Genomic DNA, 20232 nt, shown 5'->3' with positions numbered 1-20232 from the left:
AGGTCAACTGTCCCTTTTGTTGGCACCCGGGTTTCAACTCACCCCGGAAGCCCGTGACCTGGAGGTATTCGCCGCAACGCCGATGCGTCGAGGTGTCGGTGGGCCGGTCCGGATCGAGTGATGTTGAGTGAGTTCGAAAGTGTAGTCATTGCACTTTCTGAGTCGCTGTGCTTTTCTGGTCCCATGAACCCCACACCTCTTCGCATCGCGGTCATCGGCGCCGGCCCGGGCGGACTGATCTGCGCCCGGGTGCTCCAGCGGCACGGCGTCCCGGTCACCGTCTTCGACCACGAGGCGTCCGCCGCCGCCCGCCCCCAGGGCGGCACGCTGGACCTGCATCTGACGACTGGTCAGGCCGCGTTGCACGTCGCCGGGCTGTACGACGAGTTCGCCGCCCTCGCCCGTCCCGAGGGGCAGGAGATGCGGCTGCTCGACCAGACCGCCACCGAGCTCTTCCGGCACACCCCGGCCCCCGAAGAGACCGCACGCCCCGAGATCGACCGGGGCGAACTGCGCCGCCTGCTGCTGGACTCCCTCGCCCCGGAGACCGTGCGCTGGGGCCACCATCTGCGCACCCTGCACCCGCTCGGCGACGGCCGCCACAAGGCCGAGTTCGACGACGGCCACACCGAGACCTTCGATCTGGTCATCGGCGCCGACGGCGCCTGGTCCCGGGTGCGGCCGCTGCTCTCCGACGCGACCCCGCACTACTCCGGTGTCACCTTCGTCGAGTTCGGCCTCGACGACTCCGACACCCGGCACCCGGAGCTCGCCCGACTGGTCGGCGACGGCAGCATGATGGCGCTGTACGCCAACAAGGCGCTGATCGCCCAGCGCAACAGCCACGGCCATATCCGCGGCTACGCCGCCTTCCGGGGCTCACAGGACTGGGCGCTGGCGGCCGGTGTGCAGATGACGGACACCGAGGCGGTGCGGGCCGTACTGCTTGACGTGTTCGCCGAGTGGGACGACCGGCTGCTGGCGCTGCTGCGGGAGAACGACGGGGGCTTCATCAACCGGCCGCTGTTCGCACTCCCGGTGCCGCACACCTGGACCCACACCCCGGGCCTCACCCTGCTCGGCGATGCCGCGCATCTGATGACGCCGTTCTCCGGCATGGGCGCCAACCTCGCCATGCTCGACGGCAGCGAACTCGCCCAGGCTCTCGCCGGGCACGACGACCCGGATGCCGCGGTACGCGCCTACGAGGCGGTCATGCTGCCCCGCTCCGCCCGGGCCGCCGAGGGAGCGGCCCGCGGCCTGGCCAACGCCATCGCCCCCGACGCCCCGCAGGGCTCCCTGCGCCATATGCGCCGGATGTCCGGGCAGGAAGGAGCGTGACCGCCGTGCACCCGCCGACGCCGGGCCGACGCGAACGCAAGAAGGCCCAGACCCGCAAGGCACTGGCCGATGCCGCCCTCCGGCTGTTCCTGGAGCACGGCTATGACGCGGTGAGCGTCAAGGACGTGGCCGAGGCCGCGGATGTCTCGGTGACCACCCTGTTCAAGCACTTCTCCGGCAAGGAAGCCCTGGTGTTCGACCAGGACGCCGAGCAGCGCGAGGCCCTGATCGCGGCCGTCCGCGAGCGCCGGCCGGGCAGCACCGTCCTGGACGCGCTCCACGCCCATCTGCGCGGCCTGCTGTTGGGCGCCCACCGGACCCCGGGGTTCCGGGAGTTCCGGGAGCTGATCGAGGGCACCCCCGCGCTCAGCGAGTACGCCCACCGGATGTGGCTGCGCCACGAGACCGCACTGGCCGAGGTGCTCGCCGCCGAGACCGGTGCCACCGCGGACCAGGCGTCGGTACGCGCCCTGGCCCACTTCGTACTGGCCGCCCCGCGGCTCGCCGGCGGTGGCGACGGGCCCGGCCCCGCACTGGACGAGATCTTCGCGCGCCTGAAGACCGGCTGGGCCGACCTGGACGTCTGAGCCGGCCCCCTGGGCCGCACCCGCGCCCTCCGGTTGCGGCCCCCGCGCCCCCGGCGGACGATCGGCAGCGTACGGACAGCGCCGGCAGGTACCGGCGTGACCGCAGCACGGCCCGGCCGTGGCCCGGCCACATCCCGGCGCGGAGGGAGGGAACCACCGTGAAGATCACTGAGCCCACTCCCGGTGCGCCCTGCTGGGTCGAGCTGGGCACCTCGGACGTCGATGCCGCCAAGGTCTACTACCGCGAGGTCTTCGGCTGGCGCGCCGAGACCGACCCGCGCGACGAGGCGGGCGGCTACACCATGCTGTATCTGGGGGCCGCGCCGGTCGCCGCGCTGACGCCGCTCTACGCCCCCGGGCAGCCGACCGCCTGGACCGTCTCGTTCGCGACCCGGGACGCCGATGCGCTGGCCGCCGCGGTCACCGAGGCGAGCGGTCGGGCGGTGCTGGGGCCGATGGACGTCTTCGACCTGGGCCGCTTCGCGGTCCTGGCGGACCCGGAAGGGGCCGTCTTCTCGGTGTGGCAGGCCCGTTCGTTCGCCGGTGCCGGGCTGCTCAGCGCGCCGGGCTCGCTCGGCTGGGTCGAGCTCGCCACCCGTGACGCCGAGGCCGCGAAGCACTTCTACACCGGGGTCTTCGGCTGGACCGTGGGCACCCATGAGGACTATCCGCAATGGGGCATCGACGGCGCCGACTTCGGCGGCCTGAGTGCGCTGGACGAGTTCTACCCCGATGATGTCCGGGCGCACTGGCTGCCGTACTTCGCGGTCGCCGACGTCGACGAAACGGCCGCCCGGGCCGCCGAGTCCGGGGGCATGCTGCTGGTTCCCCCTACGGACGTCCCCGAGGGGCCGCGGATCGCGGTGATCCGGGATCCGCAGGGGGCCTCCTTCGGGATCCACCGCGCCGGTGCGGAGGGCTGACCGCCCGCGGTCCAAAGACTGACTGTCACACGATCGGCGGCCTGTTCGTCGTTTCACCACATTCCATGGGTCTTTTGCGCGTAATGTCCACTTCGCGCCAATGGGTGGCATTGCGCGTCAAGAACAGGAGACCCCCTATGTCCACGACCGAAGTCCTCGTGGCCCGAGGCAGAAAGCTCGCAGCCGGCGCGGGCGCACTGACCGCCGCTGTCGCCCTCGGAGCGACGCTGTCCGCCGCGGCCCCGGCGCAGGCGACGCCCGGGCCCACCACCGCGAAGCCGTACGGCATTGTCACCACGAAGATGGGCCTGAGTGCGCGTCAGTACCCCAGTACGGACTCCTCCGTGAAGGGCTTCTACCGGCACCGCGCCCAGATCGGCCTGGTGTGCAAGGTGCGCACCCAGAGCGTCGGCGGCAACAGCGTCTGGTACCTGACCCGCGACGAGCGGCCGACCTGGGTCTCGGCGAAGTACGTGACCAACAGCGGCTACGTCAAGTACTGCAAGGACGTGCAGCGCAGTCGGATCCAGCCCGGCAATCACAACGCGGCGAAGCACGCCGTGGGCTGATGGGGCCCGGGCGAAGCCCGGTTCGGTACCCGGGGGTGCCGAACCGGGCTTTCGCGCATGCGCAGCCTTCCCGGTCCGAGAGGCGCTGCGCAACGCCCCCTGCCGACCCCGGAGTTCGTCGGTGAAAGGGGAGGTCCGTCGGCGAACGGGGGCTCTTCCGTATTACTGAAACAAGTTCTACTGTGCCCTCCATCCGGATTCCGACGGGGCGTCAGAAGCAGATGATCCGCCCCGCCGGGCCGAGGACCGGACCGGACGAACTGGAGGGGCCGTGCACCTCGAATACACCCCCGAGCAACAGCAGTTGCGCACCGAGCTGCGCACCTACTTCGCCGAGCTGGTGCCGGACATCGCCTCCGCGCGGTACACCGACCCCGCCGCCCAGAAGCGCTTCTACCGCGAGACCGTACGGCGCCTCGGCGCGGACGGCTGGCTCGGCGTCGGCTGGCCCAAGGAGTTCGGCGGGCGCGGGATGACCCCGATGGAACAGTTCATCTTCTTCGACGAGGCCGCCCAGGCGGGCGTACCGCTGCCGCTGATGGCGCTGAACACCGTCGGACCGACGATCATGCAGTTCGGCACCGACGAGCAGAAGGCCTACTTCCTGCCCAGGATCCTCTCCGGCGAGATCGACTTCGCGATCGGCTACAGCGAACCGGACGCCGGCACCGACCTCGCGGCCCTCAAGACCCGCGCGGTACGCGAGGGCGACGAGGAGACCGGCCACTACGTCGTCAACGGGCAGAAGATCTGGACGACCAACGGCGATACCGCGGACTGGGTGTGGCTCGCCGTACGCACCGCCCCCGTGGAAGAGGGCGTCCCACCGCACAAGGGCATCACCATGCTCCTGGTCCCCACCAGCGACCCCGGGTACTCCTGCACCGTCATCAACACCCTCGCCTCGCACGACACTACCGCCAGCTACTACGAGAACATCACCGTCCCGGCCGGCCGCCGCGTCGGCCAGGAGAACAAGGGCTGGCGGATCATCACCAACCAGCTCAACCACGAACGCGTCACTCTCGCCGCCCACGGCACCATGGCCATCCGCGCCCTGCACAACGTCCAGCGCTGGGCCGCCGGCACCAAACTCGCCGACGGCCGCCGGGTCATCGACCTGGGCTGGGTGCGCGGCCGGCTGGCCCGTACGCACACCCGGCTCGATGCCATGAAGCTGCTCAACTGGCGGATGGTCGACGCCCTCCAGCAGGGCACGCTCACCCCCCAGGACGCCTCCGCGGTCAAGGTCTACGGCTCCGAGGCCCGCCGGGACGCCTACGCCTGGCTGATGGAGATCGTCGGCTCCGCAGGCCCCCTCAAGGAGGGCTCGGCCGGCGCGGTGCTCCACGGCGAACTCGAACGCGGCTACCGCTCCGCCGTCATCTTCACCTTCGGCGGCGGCAACAACGAGATCCAGCGCGAGATCATCTCCTGGATCGGCCTGGGGATGCCCCGGGTACGGCGCTGACCGAATGTGACGAGGACCTTTTGGTTGGCACAAACGATGAATAGTTGGCACCGAGACGGGCAACCAAGCGTCTCCCGCGCCGCGCGATGCCTGGGCGATGGGGCAGCGCGGGGCCGCAGCACCATCGTGAGGTGCGATGCACAAGGTCAGGGGCGAAGACCGCAATTCCTGCCCGATATCGGGCAGGAATGTGGACGTCCCGCGGCTCCCGACCTAGGGTGATCGCTCATGATCACCCCAGACGCAATGGGAACTTTCGCGCTGATAGTGGGACTTCTCACGCTTACTCCCGGGCTGGATACCGCACTCATCCTGCGCACCGCGACGCTCGGGCACCGCCGTCGCGCCTGGGGCGTGGTCCTCGGCATCCAGAGCGGCACGCTGGTTTGGGGCGTGCTCACCTCGCTCGGCGTGACGGCACTGCTGACCGCGTCTCACCTCGCATACGAGGCTCTTCGCTGGGCGGGGGCCGCGTACCTGGTGTGGATGGGCGGCAGACTGCTGTGGGCCACCCGGCGCCACTCATCGAGCGACAGCCCTCCGACAGCGGAGGCCCGGGGCAAGGGCAAGACCAGGACGGGCGCCGGCGACACCCTGCTCGGTGGATGGCGGCAAGGGTTCGTGACCAATCTCCTCAACCCAAAGATGGGCGCCTTCTATGTTGCGGTGCTCCCGCAGTTCATCCCCGCCGGCGCCTCGCACCTCGCTTCAGGCGTGCTCCTGGCTGGTGTGCACATCCTCCTGGCCGTCATCTGGGCCTGCGCGCTGATCGCCTTCGCGCACATGCTCCGAGACCGCGTGCAACGGCCTTCGGCTCGCCGCTGCCTCGACCGCATCACGGGCACGGTCATCGCCGCCTTCGGCATCCGGCTCGCACTCGGACAGTAAGGCACCGGGCGACGTAACCGCAGGCGATCCGGCAGCCGCCGAATGGGCACCTGCGCACCACCTGAAACGAAAGGACATCTGCATGGGCTCGCTCCTCACCAGCGCCGAGGCGGTGGTCTTCGACTGCGACGGCTTGCTGGTCGACACCGAAGCATGCTGGACCGTTGCGGAAACGGCCATCTTCGCGGCACACGGTCACCTCTTCGGCCCCGAACAGAAAGCCCTGGTCATCGGGCGCACCGTGGAGGACGCTGGAGAGGCCATGGCCGAATACTTCGGGCGCCCCGGCGCCGGCGCCGAACTCGCCGCCGAACTCCTCGCAAGAGTCCGCAAAGAGCTTTCCCGAGGCGCCGCAGCCCTCCCCGGGGCAGCGGAACTGGTGCGCGCCTGCCGGGCAGCCGTACCCATCGCCGTAGCCAGCAACAGCCCCCGGGAACTGCTGGACGCGGCACTGTGGTCGGCCGGCCTCGCCGACTACTTCACCCACTCGTTCGCCGCCGACGAAGTGCGCTTCCCCAAGCCCGCACCAGAGCTCTACCTGACGGCATGCGAGACACTCGGTGTGACCCCGAGGTGTTCCGTCGCGTTCGAGGACTCGGCCACGGGCATTGCCTCGGCGCGTGCTGCCGGGCTCTACGTCGCGGTCGTACCGTCCCTTTCAGGAGCCAACCTCGACCACGACTGGCTGGGCACCAGCCTGGCCGAACGCGAACTGCTGGACTGGGCCAGGCAACTGGGAGCTGGCACGGTCCGCTGACCCACTCATCTTGGTGCGCACGAGCGGGCCTGCGGCGAGTTGACGAATGCTGCTCACTCCGCGTCGTTGGGGCCGGCCGAAATGACCGTCTGTTCCGCCGGGGGCTGGTGTGACAGGCCCGCCGAGTAGGCGAGGATCGCCGCCTGGACGCGGTTTCTCAGGCGGAGCAGCCGCAGGATCTGACTGACCTGCGTCTTGACCTGAGACTCGGTCAAGCCCCGGCAGGCGCCGATCTCAGTATTGGAATAGCCCTGGGCGATCAGGGCGAGGATCGTGCGCTGTTCCTCCGGGAGGGCACGCAAGCGGTCCTGTGCGTTGGCGACAGGCGAGGCAGCGGGAGGGGCGAACCGCTGGATCAGCGAGCGGGTCATCGACGGGGAGATGATCGCGTCGCCGCCCACGACGGCTTTGACGGCGCTCAGCAGGTCGTGCGGATAGACGTCCTTGACCAGGAAGCCGTCGGCGCCGCATTTGAGGGCCGCGAAAAGGTACTCGTCCAAGGCGTAGGACGTAAGCATGATCACGCGCGGCGGCCGCGGAAGGAGCACCATTTCCCGGGCCGCGGTGAGTCCGTCCATGCCGGGCATGCGGATGTCCACGATGGCGAGGTCCGGTTGATGCCGGCGAACGATGTCGACGGCCTGCGAGCCGTCGGTGGCCTCTGCGACCACGGTGATCTCGTCATCGGATTCGAGCACGAGGCGTATGCCCTGCCGCACCAGTGCCTCGTCGTCCGCCAGCAGAACCCGGATCATCGGGCTCCCCAGGAGGACGGGGACCGAGGAATTCCGTCGCTGCCCATGGCCTGCCGGCCGCGTCGGCATCGGGGGTCGCGGCCTCGGCAGGTATGCGGGCGACCAGGCTGAACCCGCCCTGCGGAGTCGCAAACGCCCGCACGACTCCGCCCAACATGGACACCCGCTCGCGTATCCCGATGAGGCCGTGGCCACCCCCCAGTGCCGTCCCGGCCACCGGCTCGGATGGCCGGCCGTTGCGGATGCTGACGTCCAGACTCTGGGCGGACACCGCGACCGACACATAGACCTCGGCTCCGGGCGCGTGCCGGACCGCATTCGCGATCCCCTCTTGAATCACACGATATGCGGCCCGCTGCGCCGCCGCGCCGGCTCTCTCGGGCTCTCCGCTGACTTCCCACGTTACTGATACGCCCGCGCGCCGCACTTCGTTCAGCAGAGCCTGAACGTCTTTCCGCCACGATTCGGTTCCGAGGGCTCGCGAACCCGCCGACTCCTCGCCTACTCGTCCGCCCTGCCCCTCCATGTCCTCGTACCGCAACGTGTCCAGCAGATCCCGGAGTTCACCCATGGCACGTCGCCCCAAGTCGCCAAGGAGACGGGCGCTCTTGTACGCCGCGGACCCCTGGGTCTCGCTGATTTCCAGAGCGCCTGACTGGATAACGATGAGCCCCACATAGTGGGCGACCACATCGTGGATGTCCCGGGCCATCCGCGCGCGCTCCTCCAGCCGCGCGTTCCGCGTGGCCAGTTCCTGCTCCCGCTGGAGTTGTTCCGCCGTCCGCCGCAGACTGCGAATGAGCGCCCGGTGCGTGCGAACCGCCGTGGCCACCAAGGCCGGAGCGATGACCGTCGGGATCACGTAACCCATCGCGGCGTCCCGGACGAACAGCGGTACAGGAGGCCGTTCGCCGTTGATCATCAGGAAGTCCAGGACGGGCACCGTCGCCCCGGCCAGGCCGACTGCCACCGCCCAGCGGGTCCGCCCGCGCACGACCAGGGTGTAGATCGCAAGGGGAAAGGTAATTCCGGCACCTCCCACCCACAGATCGGTGAGGGAGGTCGCGGCCAGGACCAACGGCAGCCGACGGCGGACCAGGACGGAGAGCGCGGCCAGAATCTCCGCGGCGGTGACGGCGACGAGGAGGGCACCGGAGGGTGCCCCGCCATCGGGCCCCGGGTATGCCATACGCCAGAGCGGCAGGAACACCAGCAATTGCAGAAGGCTGTACGCGGTGGCGGCCACCGCGAGCGCAGCATCGACGGCGGTGACCTGACTGTTCGCCAGTTTCCACTGGCTTCGCTGTGGCCGGTGCTTGGGTCGCCTTGCGGGCGGCCCCTCTCTCACGAGCAGCCGTTTGACCCACGCCGTGGACATCCGTACCCCCCTGATGCCAACTGCCATCGCCGTCCTCCCTGCCAACGTCCAGTGAACGCCGGAGCCCGAGGGCTCCGCCCGTCCCGGTTCACGGCCCGCTCGCCTCACGTGGCAACGGCGTGCGTTCGCCGACCGGCTCGCGCCCGGGCCCCTCCGGTGCCGGGCAGGCGCGGGAGCCGGGGTACCGTCGACCGGATCGACGGTACCCCGGCCCTCGTATGACGCGAGGGGACCCACCACAGCCCTACTCGCTCGGCTACTTGACGTTCACCGCGTCCCAGGCGTTGGCGACGGCCTGGGCCTCGGTGCTGTCCTCGCCGAACAGGTCGGCGGCAGCCTGCAGACTGCCCTCCCGGGCATTCTGGAAGCCGGTGTCCGAGGTGAAGTACGTCGTCACCGCGCGGAACCAGATCTGCTCGGCCGCGTCGTTGCCGACTCCCTTCACCTGGGAGTTGTCACATGTCGGGCTGTTGCCGAATTCGGACTCACCGCTGCCATTGGCCAGCAGGAAGAAGAAGTGGTTCGATACGCCGCCACCGTCGTGGGGGTCCAGCCGGCCGACGTCGGGTGAGAAGCAGTCAGGTGACCTTCCGTCCTTGGAGGGGCGGTCCATGAAGCGCTGCAACTGCTTCGTCTGGTCGTCGGCCTCGAATTTCTCGCCAAGGGTGAAGTCCGGCGGGTCGTTCGGGTTGTTGGTGAAGAACTCGACCATGGTGCCGAAGATGTCACTCGTGGATTCATTGAGCGCCGATGGCTCACCCTCTCCGGACAAGGCGTTGTTCGTCCCGGTCACCAGGTGGCCCATCTCGTGGGCGACAACGTCGAGTTCGGCCAGCGGTTTGACGTTCTGACCGTCCCCGTCCCCGAAGACCGCACTGAACAGCTGCGGGTCGGCGAGAGCGAAGGCGTTGGTGAGACCGTCGCCGTAGTGCGCGTAGAGGGTCGGGCCTCGCCCGTCACCTTGGAAGCCGTTGCGGCCGAACTTCGTCTGGAAGTAGTCCCATGCCTGGGACGCTCCGAACTGCACGTCCGCTGCGATGGTGGAGCGGTCGGAGTCCTCTCCGGTCCCGAAGGTGTTGTCCTGGCTGACGACGGGGGCGGCTCCAGGCACGCCGAGCGGATTGCCGTTGGCGCTTCCGCCCTGGCCGTCACCGCCTCCGCCCCCGGGTGGGATACTTCCTCCTTTGTCGTCGCCACCGCCCGGGGACTGAGTGCTCCCGCCCGGGGGCCGCGCGCCCCCGCCCGCCGGCGGGGTCCCCTCAGGCTGCCTGCCTTGCTTGCCCGGTCCGTAGCAGACCGGGACTCCCCGCAGGCAATACGCCTCGGATGCCGCTCGCAGTGCCGGCAAGGGACCCAAACTGAAGACGGTGCCTTCCTCTGTGCCGGTGCCTTCCTTGCCCAAGCCATTCCGGTCATTCCGGTTCTGGTTGTCACCGGCACCGTTGCCACCGCTACGGGGATCCTGCGGGCCACCCGGGTCATCGGGACCGGCACCCCCACCACCGGGCCCGCCGCTCGGACCGCCTGGACATGCCGGGTCCTGCGGCGCGCACTGGTTGTTGGCGTCCAAGGTGGTCAACCCGCCCCGTGTGCCGTCGGTGAGTTCGAAGCCATCCTGCTGGCTGCGGTTCGTCTCCAACTCCACCTGCCCGCTGTACAGGGTGTTGCCCGTCCCGTGCTCATGCAGATACCGGTCGCGGGTGCCCAGGATCTTCCCGTTCTCCGCATCGACGTAGGTGTGTACTTCGGCGGGGGTGCCATCGGCGCGGACTCCGCGAATCACGTTCTCATAGGCAAGCAGCGGGCGCTTCTTCCCTGCCCATAGGACGAGCCGCGATCCCACCCGCGCGTTCTGTGCGGCCCGGGCCGGGCCCTTGCCGGACCGGGCCGCTGGACCCTTCTTGGCCTTCCCGCCCGGCGCTCGTTCCCGCACGGGCGTATGCGTGAACGCGTGCTTCCACGCGTCCTCGACGGAGAGCGCGGGGTCGGTGTCGAGGTCCGGCGCCGAGACGAGCGTCTGGCTGATGCCCTTGAGCCGACCATGCCCGGTCATGTGCAGAACGAGGTCGCCGCCAATGATCGGTATGCCCTTGTAATACCGGTCCATCCGTATATGCCGGTCACCGTCCTTGTCCTGCTCAATGGCCCGCGTCCGGAAGGTCTGGCCCTGCGCGTAGTGCGTCGTGGCGGGATCGCTTTTGAGCGCCTCATAGGCCAGTACGCGGATGTCGGACGTATGTGGATCCGGCGGGTTGGCCGACGCGTTCATGGCTATTGCGGTGACGAGGGAGCCCACCACGCCTATGGCGGTGATGAGAGGCGTGCGCCGGCTGAAGAGGGGAGGCCGTCGTCGTCTTGTCATGTGAAGTCCTCGGGTTTGTGGGTGTGTTGATCGAGTTGTCGACGTCTCGACACAGGGGTGCGCGACACCCGGCAAGGGGTTGGGGGCTCCAGCGCATCCCCCGCCGCTCCGGTTCCGCGGCTCGCGATGCGCTCAGGAACGGACAGGGACAGGAGCGCCCTGCTCTGCGTCGAAGGTGGTTTCAGCGGAGCCCGGGGGAGGGACACCGTCGGTTCGGCGTCCAACTGCCGCGCCAGTGGCCGCCTGTGCCGGGTGAGAGGAATTCAAGGACCGACGAACGTCACGGGGATCGGCCTGAAGGAGGAGAGCGCGGATCTTGGTCTTGCCGTGGAAGTCCTTGGTGCCGACGCCGGGATGGTGGTCTCGCCGTCCTGACAGGCTGCCGCGCAACCCGCTCGACAACGCCACCCGCTACGCGCGCGACCGCATCGACGTCACCGGCTGTTCGCGCCGGCGGGCATGATCACTCTGGCTGGGGCCGCCGCCGTCCTGCCGGCGTTCACCTTGTGACTGCGGCGGCGACCTGTCGGCGAAAGGCGTCCGACATGGGCGAGTCCAGTGCGTCGAACACGACGTCTTCATTCAACTAGTGAATGACTGAGACCTTTTCGTTTTTCTCTTGATTTACATCTTGACCCCTGGATGGGCCTGGAGAAGTATCTCGGCCAACCGTCAGGGTCCCGGTATGTACGGCGTCTGACGGGCTGACAGCGGGCACGCGACTGTCCTGACCGGTCGGCGTGGTTCGTTCTGCCTCGGCGGCTTCTTCGAAAGCCGGCTCCCATGTGGAAGCCCCTTCCAGCCAAGGAGTCCAACTTGATACCTCACCCGTCTCGCAGGGCTCTGCCACATGGGCGTGCCTCCAGATCCCGCCTCGTCGGCGCACTGCTCGCTGCGTCGGCGCTGGCCGCCGGCGCGATGCCCGCAGCATCGGCGCAAACCTCCCCGGAGTCCGGGACGTCCCCGACGTCTTCCAGCAGTCAGAAGGCGCCGTACCTGAACCCCAAGCTCCGGGTGGAGCAGCGGGTCAGCGACCTCCTCGGGCGTATGACGCTCCAGGAGAAGGCCGGCCAGATGGCGCAGGCCGAGCGCGCCGCTGTCGATGAGGACCAGAGCAAGATCACCAGCCTCGGCCTCGGCTCCCTGCTCTCCGGCGGTGGCTCGGCGCCGACCCCCAACACGCCCAAAGCCTGGGCGGACATGTTCGACGGCTACCAGAAGCACGCGCTCGCCACGCGGCTGCACATCCCGCTGCTGTACGGCATCGACTCGGTGCACGGCCACGGCAACCTCGTCGGTGCCACCCTCTTCCCGCACAACATCGCACTGGGCGCGGCCCGCGACCCGGCGCTGGTACGTGAGGCGGCGCACATCACGGCCACCGAAACCCGGGCGACCGGGCCCCAGTGGGCCTTCGCCCCCTGCCTGTGCGTCGGGCGCGACGACCGGTGGGGCCGGACCTACGAGAGCTTCGGCGAGGATCCCAAGCTGGTCACCGAGATGGAGACCGCGATCGACGGCCTCCAAGGCACGGACCCGAAGGACCTCGCCCGTCGCGACCGCGTCCTGGCGACCGCCAAGCACTACGCCGGTGACGGCGACACGACGTACGGCACGTCGACGACCGGCACGTACACGATCGACCAGGGTGTGACGATCAGCGATCGCGAGCACTTCCGGAAGACCGACCTGGCGCCGTACATTCCGGCCGTCCAACAGCACCGCGTCGGCAGCATCATGCCCTCCTACTCCAGCGTCGACTGGACCGAGGACGGCGTCGGCAACCCGGTCAAGATGCATGCGAACAAGGAGCTGCTGACGGACGTCCTGAAGCAGAAGATCGGCTTCCAGGGCTTCCTCATCAGCGACTGGGAGGCGATCCACCAGATACCCGGCGACTACGCCGCGCAGGTGCGCACGGCCGTCAACGCCGGTGTTGACATGTTCATGGAGCCCAACAGTGCCCCGAAGTTCGTGCAGACCCTGATCGCGGAGGTCCAGGCCGGACAGGTCCCGATGTCCCGCATCGACGACGCGGTGCGCCGCATTCTGCGCGCCAAGTTCCAGCTGGGACTGTTCGAGCACCCGTACACCGACCGCACGAACATCGACACGATCGGCTCGCCGGCCCACCGCGCGGTGGCGCGCCGCGCCGTCGTACGGTCGCAGGTGTTGCTGAAGAACGCCGACCACGCGCTGCCGCTCAAGCCCTCCCAGCGGATCTACGTCGCCGGCACCAACGCCGACGACCTGGGTAACCAGGCGGGCGGCTGGACGGTGACCTGGCAGGGCCAGTCCGGCAACACCGCGTTCCCCGGCACCACGATCCTTCAGGGCATCAAGCAGAACGCCTCGAACGTGACGTACAGCAAGGACGCGTCGGCGCCGACCAGCGGCCACGACGTGGGCATCGTGGTGGTCGGCGAGACGCCCTATACCGAAGGCGTGGGCGATGTCGGCAACAACGGCCGCACCCTGAACCTTTCGGACACAGACCGGGCGAACATCGACCGGGTGTGCGGGGCGATCAAGACGTGCGTGGTTCTCGACGTTGCGGGCCGCCCGCAGATCGTCACCGACGAGCTGCCGAAGACGGATGCCTTCGTCATGTCGTGGCTTCCCGGCAGTGAGGGCGAAGGCGTGGCCGACGTGCTGTTCGGCAAGCGTCCGTTCACCGGCAAGCTCCCGGTGACCTGGCCGCGCAGCGAGGCGCAGGAGCCCATCAACGTCGGGGACAAGAACTACGACCCGCTGTTCCCGTACGGCTACGGCCATACGACGCGAGCCGGTGGCGCACTGCGCTGACCGCCCGCCAGATCCATGCGGTGGAGCCGGTCCCTACCCGGGGCCGGCTCCCAACGCCGCCAACAAGGCGAGGCACTCCGCAGCTCGCCACCGCCTTCTCGATCGCCGGCCAGAACCAGGTCTCCGGCGGATTCGCCTCCTCGTACTCCGGCCCGTGGGACGACAACGGGACGACCTTGTCGTGCCAGGCACCGGCCGACGATCCCGGTGGGGCCGGTGCCTTCGTCGACAGGCGCGGGACGCCGCGGTGGGCGCGACCGGAGAGCTCCCGTCCTGATGCCTTTCCTCACGGTGCGCGATATGAGGGAATGAGAGCAGTGGCCCGGACGGGCGGCAGGTGCCGCGCGGAGCCGCACCAGGGCCGGGAGGTGTGGTGATGGCAGGCGACCCCGGGCTCTTCGGGCCCCGCTCGGTGACCTGGCAGATGCACGGCGACCCGATGATGTGGATCGCCGGCGTGCGGGCGCTCTACCTCCAGGCGCTGCACCCGCGCGCGGTGCGCGGGGTCCTCCAGAACTCGGACTTCAGGCGCGACGCCTGGGGCCGGCTGATGCGCACCGCCAACTTCGTCGGCACCCTCAGCTACGGCACCACCGACGCCGCCGAGCGGGCCGGTGCGAAGGTCCGCGGCATCCACCGCCGGCTGACCGCCACCGACCCCGCCACCGGCGAGCGCTACGGCATCGACGAGCCCGCCCTGCTGCTGTGGGTGCACTGCGCGGAGGTGGACTCCTACCTCCAGGTGCTGCGCCGCTCCGGCTACCCCGTCAGCGCCGTCCAGGCCGACCGCTACCTCGACGAGCAGCGGGCGAGCGCCCGGCTCGTCGGCCTCGACCCGGACGTCGTCCCCGGTGACCGGGCCGCGCTCGCCGCCTACTTCGACCGGGTACGGCCCGAACTCGCGCTCACCCGCGAGGCCCGGGAGGTGGACGACTTCCTGCGCCGTCCGCCCGCCCCCGCCCCGCTCGTCCCCGCCCGCGAGGTGCTCTGGCGATGGGTCGCCCAGCTCGCCTACGGCGCACTCCCGGGATATGCGCACGCGCTCTACGGGCGCCCGGCACCCCCGCCGGACGCCGTCACCCGCCGACTACGCGCCACCGGCCACCTCCTTCGCGCCATTCCGTCCACCGTCCGCTGGCAGCTGCCACCCCGTCACATCCTGCGCGCCGTCGCACGACTCGGCCCCGACACCCGCCCAGCGCCCTACAAGCTCCGCCGTGGCGCCGCCATACTGGACGGGCACGGGGACGCGCGGGGGGAGCTGCGCGGCTGACCGCGAGGGCGGGGACGGGGGCGGCGATACGTGATGGCGGAAAACAGGCTGATCCAGGGGCGCTACCGGCTGCTCGACACCATCGGGCGGGGCGGGATGGGGGAGGTCTGGCGGGCCCGTGACGCCTCGCTGGGCCGGCAGGTCGCCGTGAAGTGCCTCAAGCCCCTGGGCCCCCGGCACGAACCGTCGTTCCTCCAGGTGCTGCGGGAACGATTCCGCCGCGAGGCCCGGGTCGCGGCCGCCCTCCAGCACCGCGGCATCACCGTCGTCCATGACTTCGGTGAGGACGACGGCACCCTCTTCATCGTCATGGAGCTGCTCAGCGGCCGTAACCTCAGCCAGCTGCTGGACGACAACCGGCGCCAGCCGCTGCCCGTGGCGGACGTCATCGAGATCGCCGAACAGGTCACCGCCGCGCTCGCCTACACCCACGAACAGGACATCGTCCACCGCGATCTGAAGCCGGCGAACATCGTCCGCACCGCCGACGGCACGGTCAAGATCTGCGACTTCGGCATCGCCCGGCTCAACCACGACATCGGCTTCACCGCCCGCCTCACCGGCACCGGCGTCGCCATGGGCAGCCCGCACTACATGTCGCCCGAGCAGATCGGCGCGCACCCCATAGACCACCGCAGCGACCTCTACTCGCTCGGCTGTGTGCTCTACGAGCTGGCCACCGGCGTCCCGCCGTTCGACCTGGGCGACGCCTGGGCGGTCCTCGTCGGACACCGCGACACCGACCCGGCCCCGCCCCGTACGCTCCGCCCCGACCTGCCCGAGGCCTATGAGCGGATCATGCTGGAGCTGCTGGCCAAGGACCCGGACGACCGCCCGCGCGACGCCGACGAGCTGGCCAAACGCCTCGCCGACGCCCGCCATCCGCACCCCGCCCGGGGCTCCGCGGCGAGCCCCGGCGAGGTCACCGTCCCACAGCTGCCCACCTGGACGCAGGGCATCACCCCCGGCTCCCCGGCCGGTGCCGCCCGGCGCCCGCACCCTGACCTGCCGGGCCGGGCCACCACGGTCCTCACCGACGCCTGGACCGGCGGCGACCCCCGGGACGCGGCCGCCCCCGCCGCCGCGATCGCCAGCCCCGCGCCCCCGGACGACCGCCGCGCCGCCCTCGCCGTACGGCTGGCGGCCGGCCATGCGCTGGGCCGCCAGGGCCGGTACTTCGAGGCGCACCAGATCTACGCCGAGGTGCTGACCGGCCAGCAGCGTGCCCTGGGCCCCGACCACCCCGACACCCTCAGCTGCCGCCACCACCTCGCACTCAACCTCGGCCGCCTGGGGCGGCTGGAGGACTGCCGCACCATGACCCACGAGGTGGCTCTGGCACGCGAGCGGGTGCTCGGCGCCCACCACCCCGACACCCTCACCACCCGCTACGAACTCGCCTATGTACTGGGCAAGTTGGGCCAGTGGGTGGCGGCGCTGGAGACCTACCGGCAGGTCGCGGCGGTCCGCGGCGCCTCACTCGGCCCCGACCACCCCGACACGCTCGCCGCCCGCTACGAGGTCGGCATCGGCCTCGCCCGGCTCGGCCGCAGCGCCGATGCCCTCACGCTCTACCGCGACCTGGCGGCGGACCGCACCCGCGCCCAGGGCGCCGACCACCCGGACACCCTGCGCGCCCGGCACGGCCTGGCCGTCAACCTCGGCCGGCTCGGCCGCTGGCAGGAGGCGCTGGCGGCGTCCGGCGAGGTGGCCGCGGCGCGCGAGCGGGTGCTCGGCGCGGACCACCCCGACACCCTGGTCAGCCGCCGGGAGACCGCCGTGGCCCTGGGCTGGCTCGGCCGCTGGAGTGAGGCGCTGGACGGCTACCGTCAGGTCGCCGGGGCCCGCGAACGGGTCCTGGGCGCCACCCACCCCGACGCGCTGGCCAGCCAGAGCGATCTCGTCCAGTGTCTGGAGCAGCTGGGCCGCGAGGAGGAGGCGGACACCCTGCGCCGCCGGGTCGCGGCGTTGCGCCGGCAGCGCGCCGAACGCCGGCGGTAGCCGGGGCGCCGGGGCCCTCCGGTCAGTCCGGGGTGACCCGGTAGAGCACCGTGCCGTGCGCCGGGACGTCCCGCGCCACGATGTCCCCGTCGGTGTGCCTGCGGTGGCCGCTGACCAGATCGTGCAGCCGGTAGGAGGAGGCGTCCGGCAGCCCGGCCGCACCGGCCGTGATCTCCAGCGTGCGCGGGGAGTCGCCCGAGTTGAACAGGGCGACCGCCCGGTCGCCGTTCCGCAGCGGCTTGGTGAGCACCGCGGAGTCCTCGTCCTGCTGCACGATATGGCCCTGGGTGCCGAGTGCGTCCTGGTCGACGGCGATGACCTGCTCGTTCCCCAGCACCTCACGCGCCGCCGGGGAGAGCTTGCCGAGGTCCGTACTGGAGATCAGCGGTGCGGCCATCATCGCCCACAGGGACATCTGGCTCTGCATCTCCTGCCGGGTCAGGCCGCTGTCGCCGGCCAGCAGGAAGTCCGGATCGTTCCAGCGTCCGGGCCGCTGGAGGCCGGCGAGATTCGCGTTGTAGCGGAAGTTGTAGACGATGGACGCCCACTTCGCGGCGGGGGTGCTCTGCTGTAGCGCCACGTCCCGGCCGCCCCGCCACAGGTTGCCGAGCTCGGACGACCAGCCGATGACCCGGTGCCAGACGCTGTCGCCGTTGAACTGGAAGTAGGCGGGGGCCGAGACGGAGAAGACGATCGGGCGGCCGGTGGCCCGCAGCGCGCTGCTCATCCGGCCGTACAGCTCGCGGTAGGTCTCCTCCTTGCTGTGCCCCCGGGCGACGGGCACATTGCAGCCGTCGGCCTTGACGTAGTCCACCTTCCACCGTGCGAACAGCTCCGCGTCCTGGCGGAAGTGGCCGAGACTGCCCGGGTACTTCTCACACGTCAGGGTGCCGACGTCCTCGTAGATGCCGAACTTCAGTCCCATCCGGTGCAGTTGTTCCCCGACGTACGCCATGCCGTGCGGGAACTTCGTCCGGTCCGGCACCAGCTCGCCCTTGGGGCCGCGCTGTCTGCTCATCCAGCAGTCGTCGATGGTGACCGTGTCGTAGCCCCGCCCGGCCAGCCCCGTACGGACCAGCGCCCGGGCATTGTCGAGGACCACCTTCTCGTTGATGTGGCAGGTGTAGTAGGACCAGTTGTTCCAGCCCATCGGGGGCCTCGGGGCGAGGTTCGGGTAGGGCGCCGCGGCGCGCGGGGCGCCGGGCACGCGGGCCGGGCCGGAGGTGGCCGAGGCGGGCGCGGGGGCCGTGAGCAGCCCGGCCGAGCAGGCGGCGACGGCGGTCAGTCCGGCGAGGCTGCGGCCGATGCGGGGTACCGAAGGGTGGGACACGGGTCACCTCACGGGTGGGCGGGACGGCCTGGTGGGAGGTCAGTGGGATTGATGCCAGGGGGCCTGAGGGGGAGGCGGCGGTGGCGCGGCGCCGGGACGGAGCACGGCCGGACGTTAGGAGCAGCCCCCCGGCCGGTCAAGAAGCCGCACCGACCCGCCCGGAGGTTTCAGCCGCGTGTACCTGGCGACGGAGATCACCGCGTGCTACCAAGGGGCATGCCGGAACGGACTTCGTATGACGCGGTCATCGTCGGCGGCGGGCACAACGGACTGGTGGCCGCCGCCTATCTCGCACGTGCCGGGCGCAGCGTGCTGGTGCTGGAGCGGCTGGACCACACCGGTGGTGCCGCCGTGTCGACCCGGGCCTTCACCGGGGTCGACGCCCGGCTGTCGCGCTACTCCTACCTCGTCAGCCTGCTGCCGCCGAAGATCGTGCGGGACCTCGGGCTGTCCTTCGCGGTCCGCAAGCGCACCGTCTCCTCCTACACGCCCGTGGTGCGCGACGGCCGCCCCACCGGCCTCCTCGTGGGCGGCGGCGAGGACCGTACCCGTGCCTCCTTCGCCGAACTCACCGGCTCCGACCGGGAGTTCGACGCCTGGCAGCGCTTCTACGGCACCACCCGGCGGCTCGCCGAACGGGTCTTCCCCACCCTCACCGAACCCCTGCCCACCCGCGCCGCGCTCCGCGCCCTGATCGACGACGACGCCACCTGGCAGGCGCTCTTCGAACGGCCCCTGGGAGAGCTCGTCGAGGAGACCTTCACCGACGACCTGGTCCGCGGCGTGGTCCTCACCGACGCCCTGATCGGCACCTTCGCCACCGCCCACGACCCCTCCCTGCGGCAGAACCGCTGCTTCCTCTACCACGTCATCGGCGGCGGCACCGGCGACTGGGACGTCCCCCTCGGCGGTATGGGCGCCCTCACCGACGCACTGGCCGACGCCGCCCGCCGGGCCGGCGCCGAGATCGTCACCCACTGCCCGGTGACCGGTATCGCCACGGACGGCCGCACGGCCGAGGTCAGCTGCGAGCAGGGCACGATCGGCGCCCGCCGGGTGCTGGTCAACGCCTCCCCGCGCGAACTGGCCCACCTCCTGGGCGAGACCCCGCCGCCGCCCGCCGAGGGCGCCCAGCTCAAGGTGAACATGCTGCTCACCCGGCTGCCGCGGCTGCGCGACACCCACGTGGACGCCCGCGAAGCCTTCTCCGGCACCTTCCATATCGCCGAGGGCTACGGCCAGCTGGAGCGCTCCTACCGGCAGGCCGCGTCCGGCGACCTGCCGGTCTCCCCGCCGTCCGAGATCTACTGCCACTCGCTGACCGACCCCTCCATCCTCGGCGCCGACCTGGTCCGCCAGGGCTACCAGACGCTCACCCTGTTCGGTCTGCACACCCCGGCGCGGCTGTTCACCGCCGACAACGACGGCACCCGCGAGCGCCTGCTGACGGCCACCCTCGCCGAGCTCGACACCCATCTCGCCGAACCGCTCGCCGACTGCCTGGCCCACGACGCCGAAGGGCGCCCCTGCATCGAGGCCAAGTCCCCCCTGGACCTGGAGCGCGAACTCGGCCTGCCCGGCGGCAACATCTTCCACCGCGAGCTGGCCTTCCCGTACGCGGACCCGGACGCCGGCGACACCGCGAGCGCACCGGCCCGCTGGGGCGTGGCCACCACTCACCCCAATGTCCTGCTGTGCGGGGCGGGCGCGGTGCGTGGCGGGGGAGTGAGCGGCATCCCTGGGCACAATGCGGCGATGGCGGTGCTGGAGGAGGGGTGAGGGTCCAGGGGTC

15 protein-coding genes are annotated in these 20232 nt (G+C 70.5%); 11 read left to right on the top strand and 4 right to left on the bottom strand.

Going from position 1 to position 20232, the window contains the following annotated elements:
- Nucleotides 1-183 precede the first annotated feature (183 nt).
- The 7 genes from ACZ55A_RS23925 (at nt 184) to ACZ55A_RS23895 (ending at nt 6536) form a co-directional block, all read left to right on the top strand.
- The gene (locus tag ACZ55A_RS23925; RefSeq protein ID WP_468843476.1) at nt 184-1341 is read left to right on the top strand and encodes an FAD-dependent oxidoreductase; all 1158 of its coding nucleotides are present in this window, start codon (nt 184-186) and stop codon (nt 1339-1341) included.
- The gene (locus ACZ55A_RS23920) at nt 1338-1928 is read left to right on the top strand and encodes a TetR/AcrR family transcriptional regulator (RefSeq protein ID WP_468843473.1); all 591 of its coding nucleotides are present in this window, start codon (nt 1338-1340) and stop codon (nt 1926-1928) included. The genes ACZ55A_RS23925 and ACZ55A_RS23920 overlap by 4 nt, the downstream gene beginning before the upstream one ends.
- A gap of 158 nt (nt 1929-2086) precedes the next feature.
- Nucleotides 2087-2851 (top strand): VOC family protein, encoded by a 765-nt coding sequence (locus tag ACZ55A_RS23915; RefSeq protein WP_468843471.1) that lies wholly within the window; start codon nt 2087-2089, stop codon nt 2849-2851.
- A gap of 137 nt (nt 2852-2988) precedes the next feature.
- The gene (locus ACZ55A_RS23910) at nt 2989-3420 is read left to right on the top strand and encodes an SH3 domain-containing protein (protein WP_468843468.1); all 432 of its coding nucleotides are present in this window, start codon (nt 2989-2991) and stop codon (nt 3418-3420) included.
- Nucleotides 3421-3691: 271 nt separating this feature from the next.
- Entirely contained in the window at nt 3692-4891 is a 1200-nt protein-coding gene (locus tag ACZ55A_RS23905) for an acyl-CoA dehydrogenase family protein (RefSeq protein WP_468843465.1), read from the top strand.
- A gap of 228 nt (nt 4892-5119) precedes the next feature.
- Nucleotides 5120-5779 (top strand): LysE family translocator, encoded by a 660-nt coding sequence (locus ACZ55A_RS23900; protein ID WP_468843463.1) that lies wholly within the window; start codon nt 5120-5122, stop codon nt 5777-5779.
- 82 nt (nt 5780-5861) lie between these two features.
- Nucleotides 5862-6536 (top strand): HAD family hydrolase, encoded by a 675-nt coding sequence (locus ACZ55A_RS23895; RefSeq protein ID WP_468843460.1) that lies wholly within the window; start codon nt 5862-5864, stop codon nt 6534-6536.
- A gap of 53 nt (nt 6537-6589) precedes the next feature.
- Here the strand turns inward: ACZ55A_RS23895 and ACZ55A_RS23890 are convergent, their stop codons facing one another.
- The 3 genes from ACZ55A_RS23890 to ACZ55A_RS23880 all read right to left on the bottom strand — a co-directional run bounded on the left by ACZ55A_RS23890 (nt 6590) and on the right by ACZ55A_RS23880 (nt 11106).
- Nucleotides 6590-7291 (bottom strand): response regulator, encoded by a 702-nt coding sequence (locus ACZ55A_RS23890; RefSeq protein WP_468843457.1) that lies wholly within the window; start codon nt 7289-7291, stop codon nt 6590-6592.
- The gene (locus ACZ55A_RS23885; RefSeq protein ID WP_468843454.1) at nt 7218-8696 is read right to left on the bottom strand and encodes a sensor histidine kinase; all 1479 of its coding nucleotides are present in this window, start codon (nt 8694-8696) and stop codon (nt 7218-7220) included. Before ACZ55A_RS23885 ends, ACZ55A_RS23890 begins: the two co-directional genes overlap by 74 nt.
- Before the next feature lie 229 nt (nt 8697-8925).
- The gene (locus ACZ55A_RS23880; RefSeq protein WP_468843451.1) at nt 8926-11106 is read right to left on the bottom strand and encodes a M4 family metallopeptidase; all 2181 of its coding nucleotides are present in this window, start codon (nt 11104-11106) and stop codon (nt 8926-8928) included.
- A 708-nt stretch (nt 11107-11814) separates the two neighbouring features.
- On the opposite strand from ACZ55A_RS23880, the gene ACZ55A_RS23875 reads away from it, so the two are divergent.
- From ACZ55A_RS23875 to ACZ55A_RS23865, 3 genes are all read left to right on the top strand, one after another.
- Nucleotides 11815-13836: a glycoside hydrolase family 3 protein gene (locus tag ACZ55A_RS23875; RefSeq protein WP_468843448.1), complete on the top strand. Its 2022-nt coding sequence runs from the start codon at nt 11815-11817 to the stop codon at nt 13834-13836.
- 376 nt (nt 13837-14212) lie between these two features.
- Nucleotides 14213-15109 carry an oxygenase MpaB family protein gene (locus ACZ55A_RS23870; RefSeq protein ID WP_468843445.1) on the top strand — a complete coding sequence of 299 codons (897 nt, stop codon included), beginning with the start codon at nt 14213-14215 and terminating at the stop codon, nt 15107-15109.
- A 33-nt stretch (nt 15110-15142) separates the two neighbouring features.
- The gene (locus ACZ55A_RS23865) at nt 15143-17110 is read left to right on the top strand and encodes a serine/threonine-protein kinase (protein WP_468843442.1); all 1968 of its coding nucleotides are present in this window, start codon (nt 15143-15145) and stop codon (nt 17108-17110) included.
- A 22-nt stretch (nt 17111-17132) separates the two neighbouring features.
- On the opposite strand, the gene ACZ55A_RS23860 is transcribed toward ACZ55A_RS23865, so the two are convergent.
- A complete protein-coding gene (locus ACZ55A_RS23860) occupies nt 17133-18440 on the bottom strand; it encodes a glycoside hydrolase family 27 protein (RefSeq protein ID WP_468843439.1) in 1308 nt (435 codons plus the stop codon).
- Between the two features lie 216 nt (nt 18441-18656).
- Here ACZ55A_RS23860 and ACZ55A_RS23855 point away from each other — a divergent pair, with 216 nt between their 5' ends.
- A complete protein-coding gene (locus ACZ55A_RS23855) occupies nt 18657-20219 on the top strand; it encodes a phytoene desaturase family protein (protein ID WP_468843436.1) in 1563 nt (520 codons plus the stop codon).
- The last annotated feature ends 13 nt before the right edge of the window (nt 20220-20232 follow it).

Source organism: Streptomyces sp. NPDC034111, from assembly GCF_055575375.1.
Note: the sequence above shows the minus strand (reverse complement) of the source record. Positions and strands in the feature narration are given on the sequence as shown.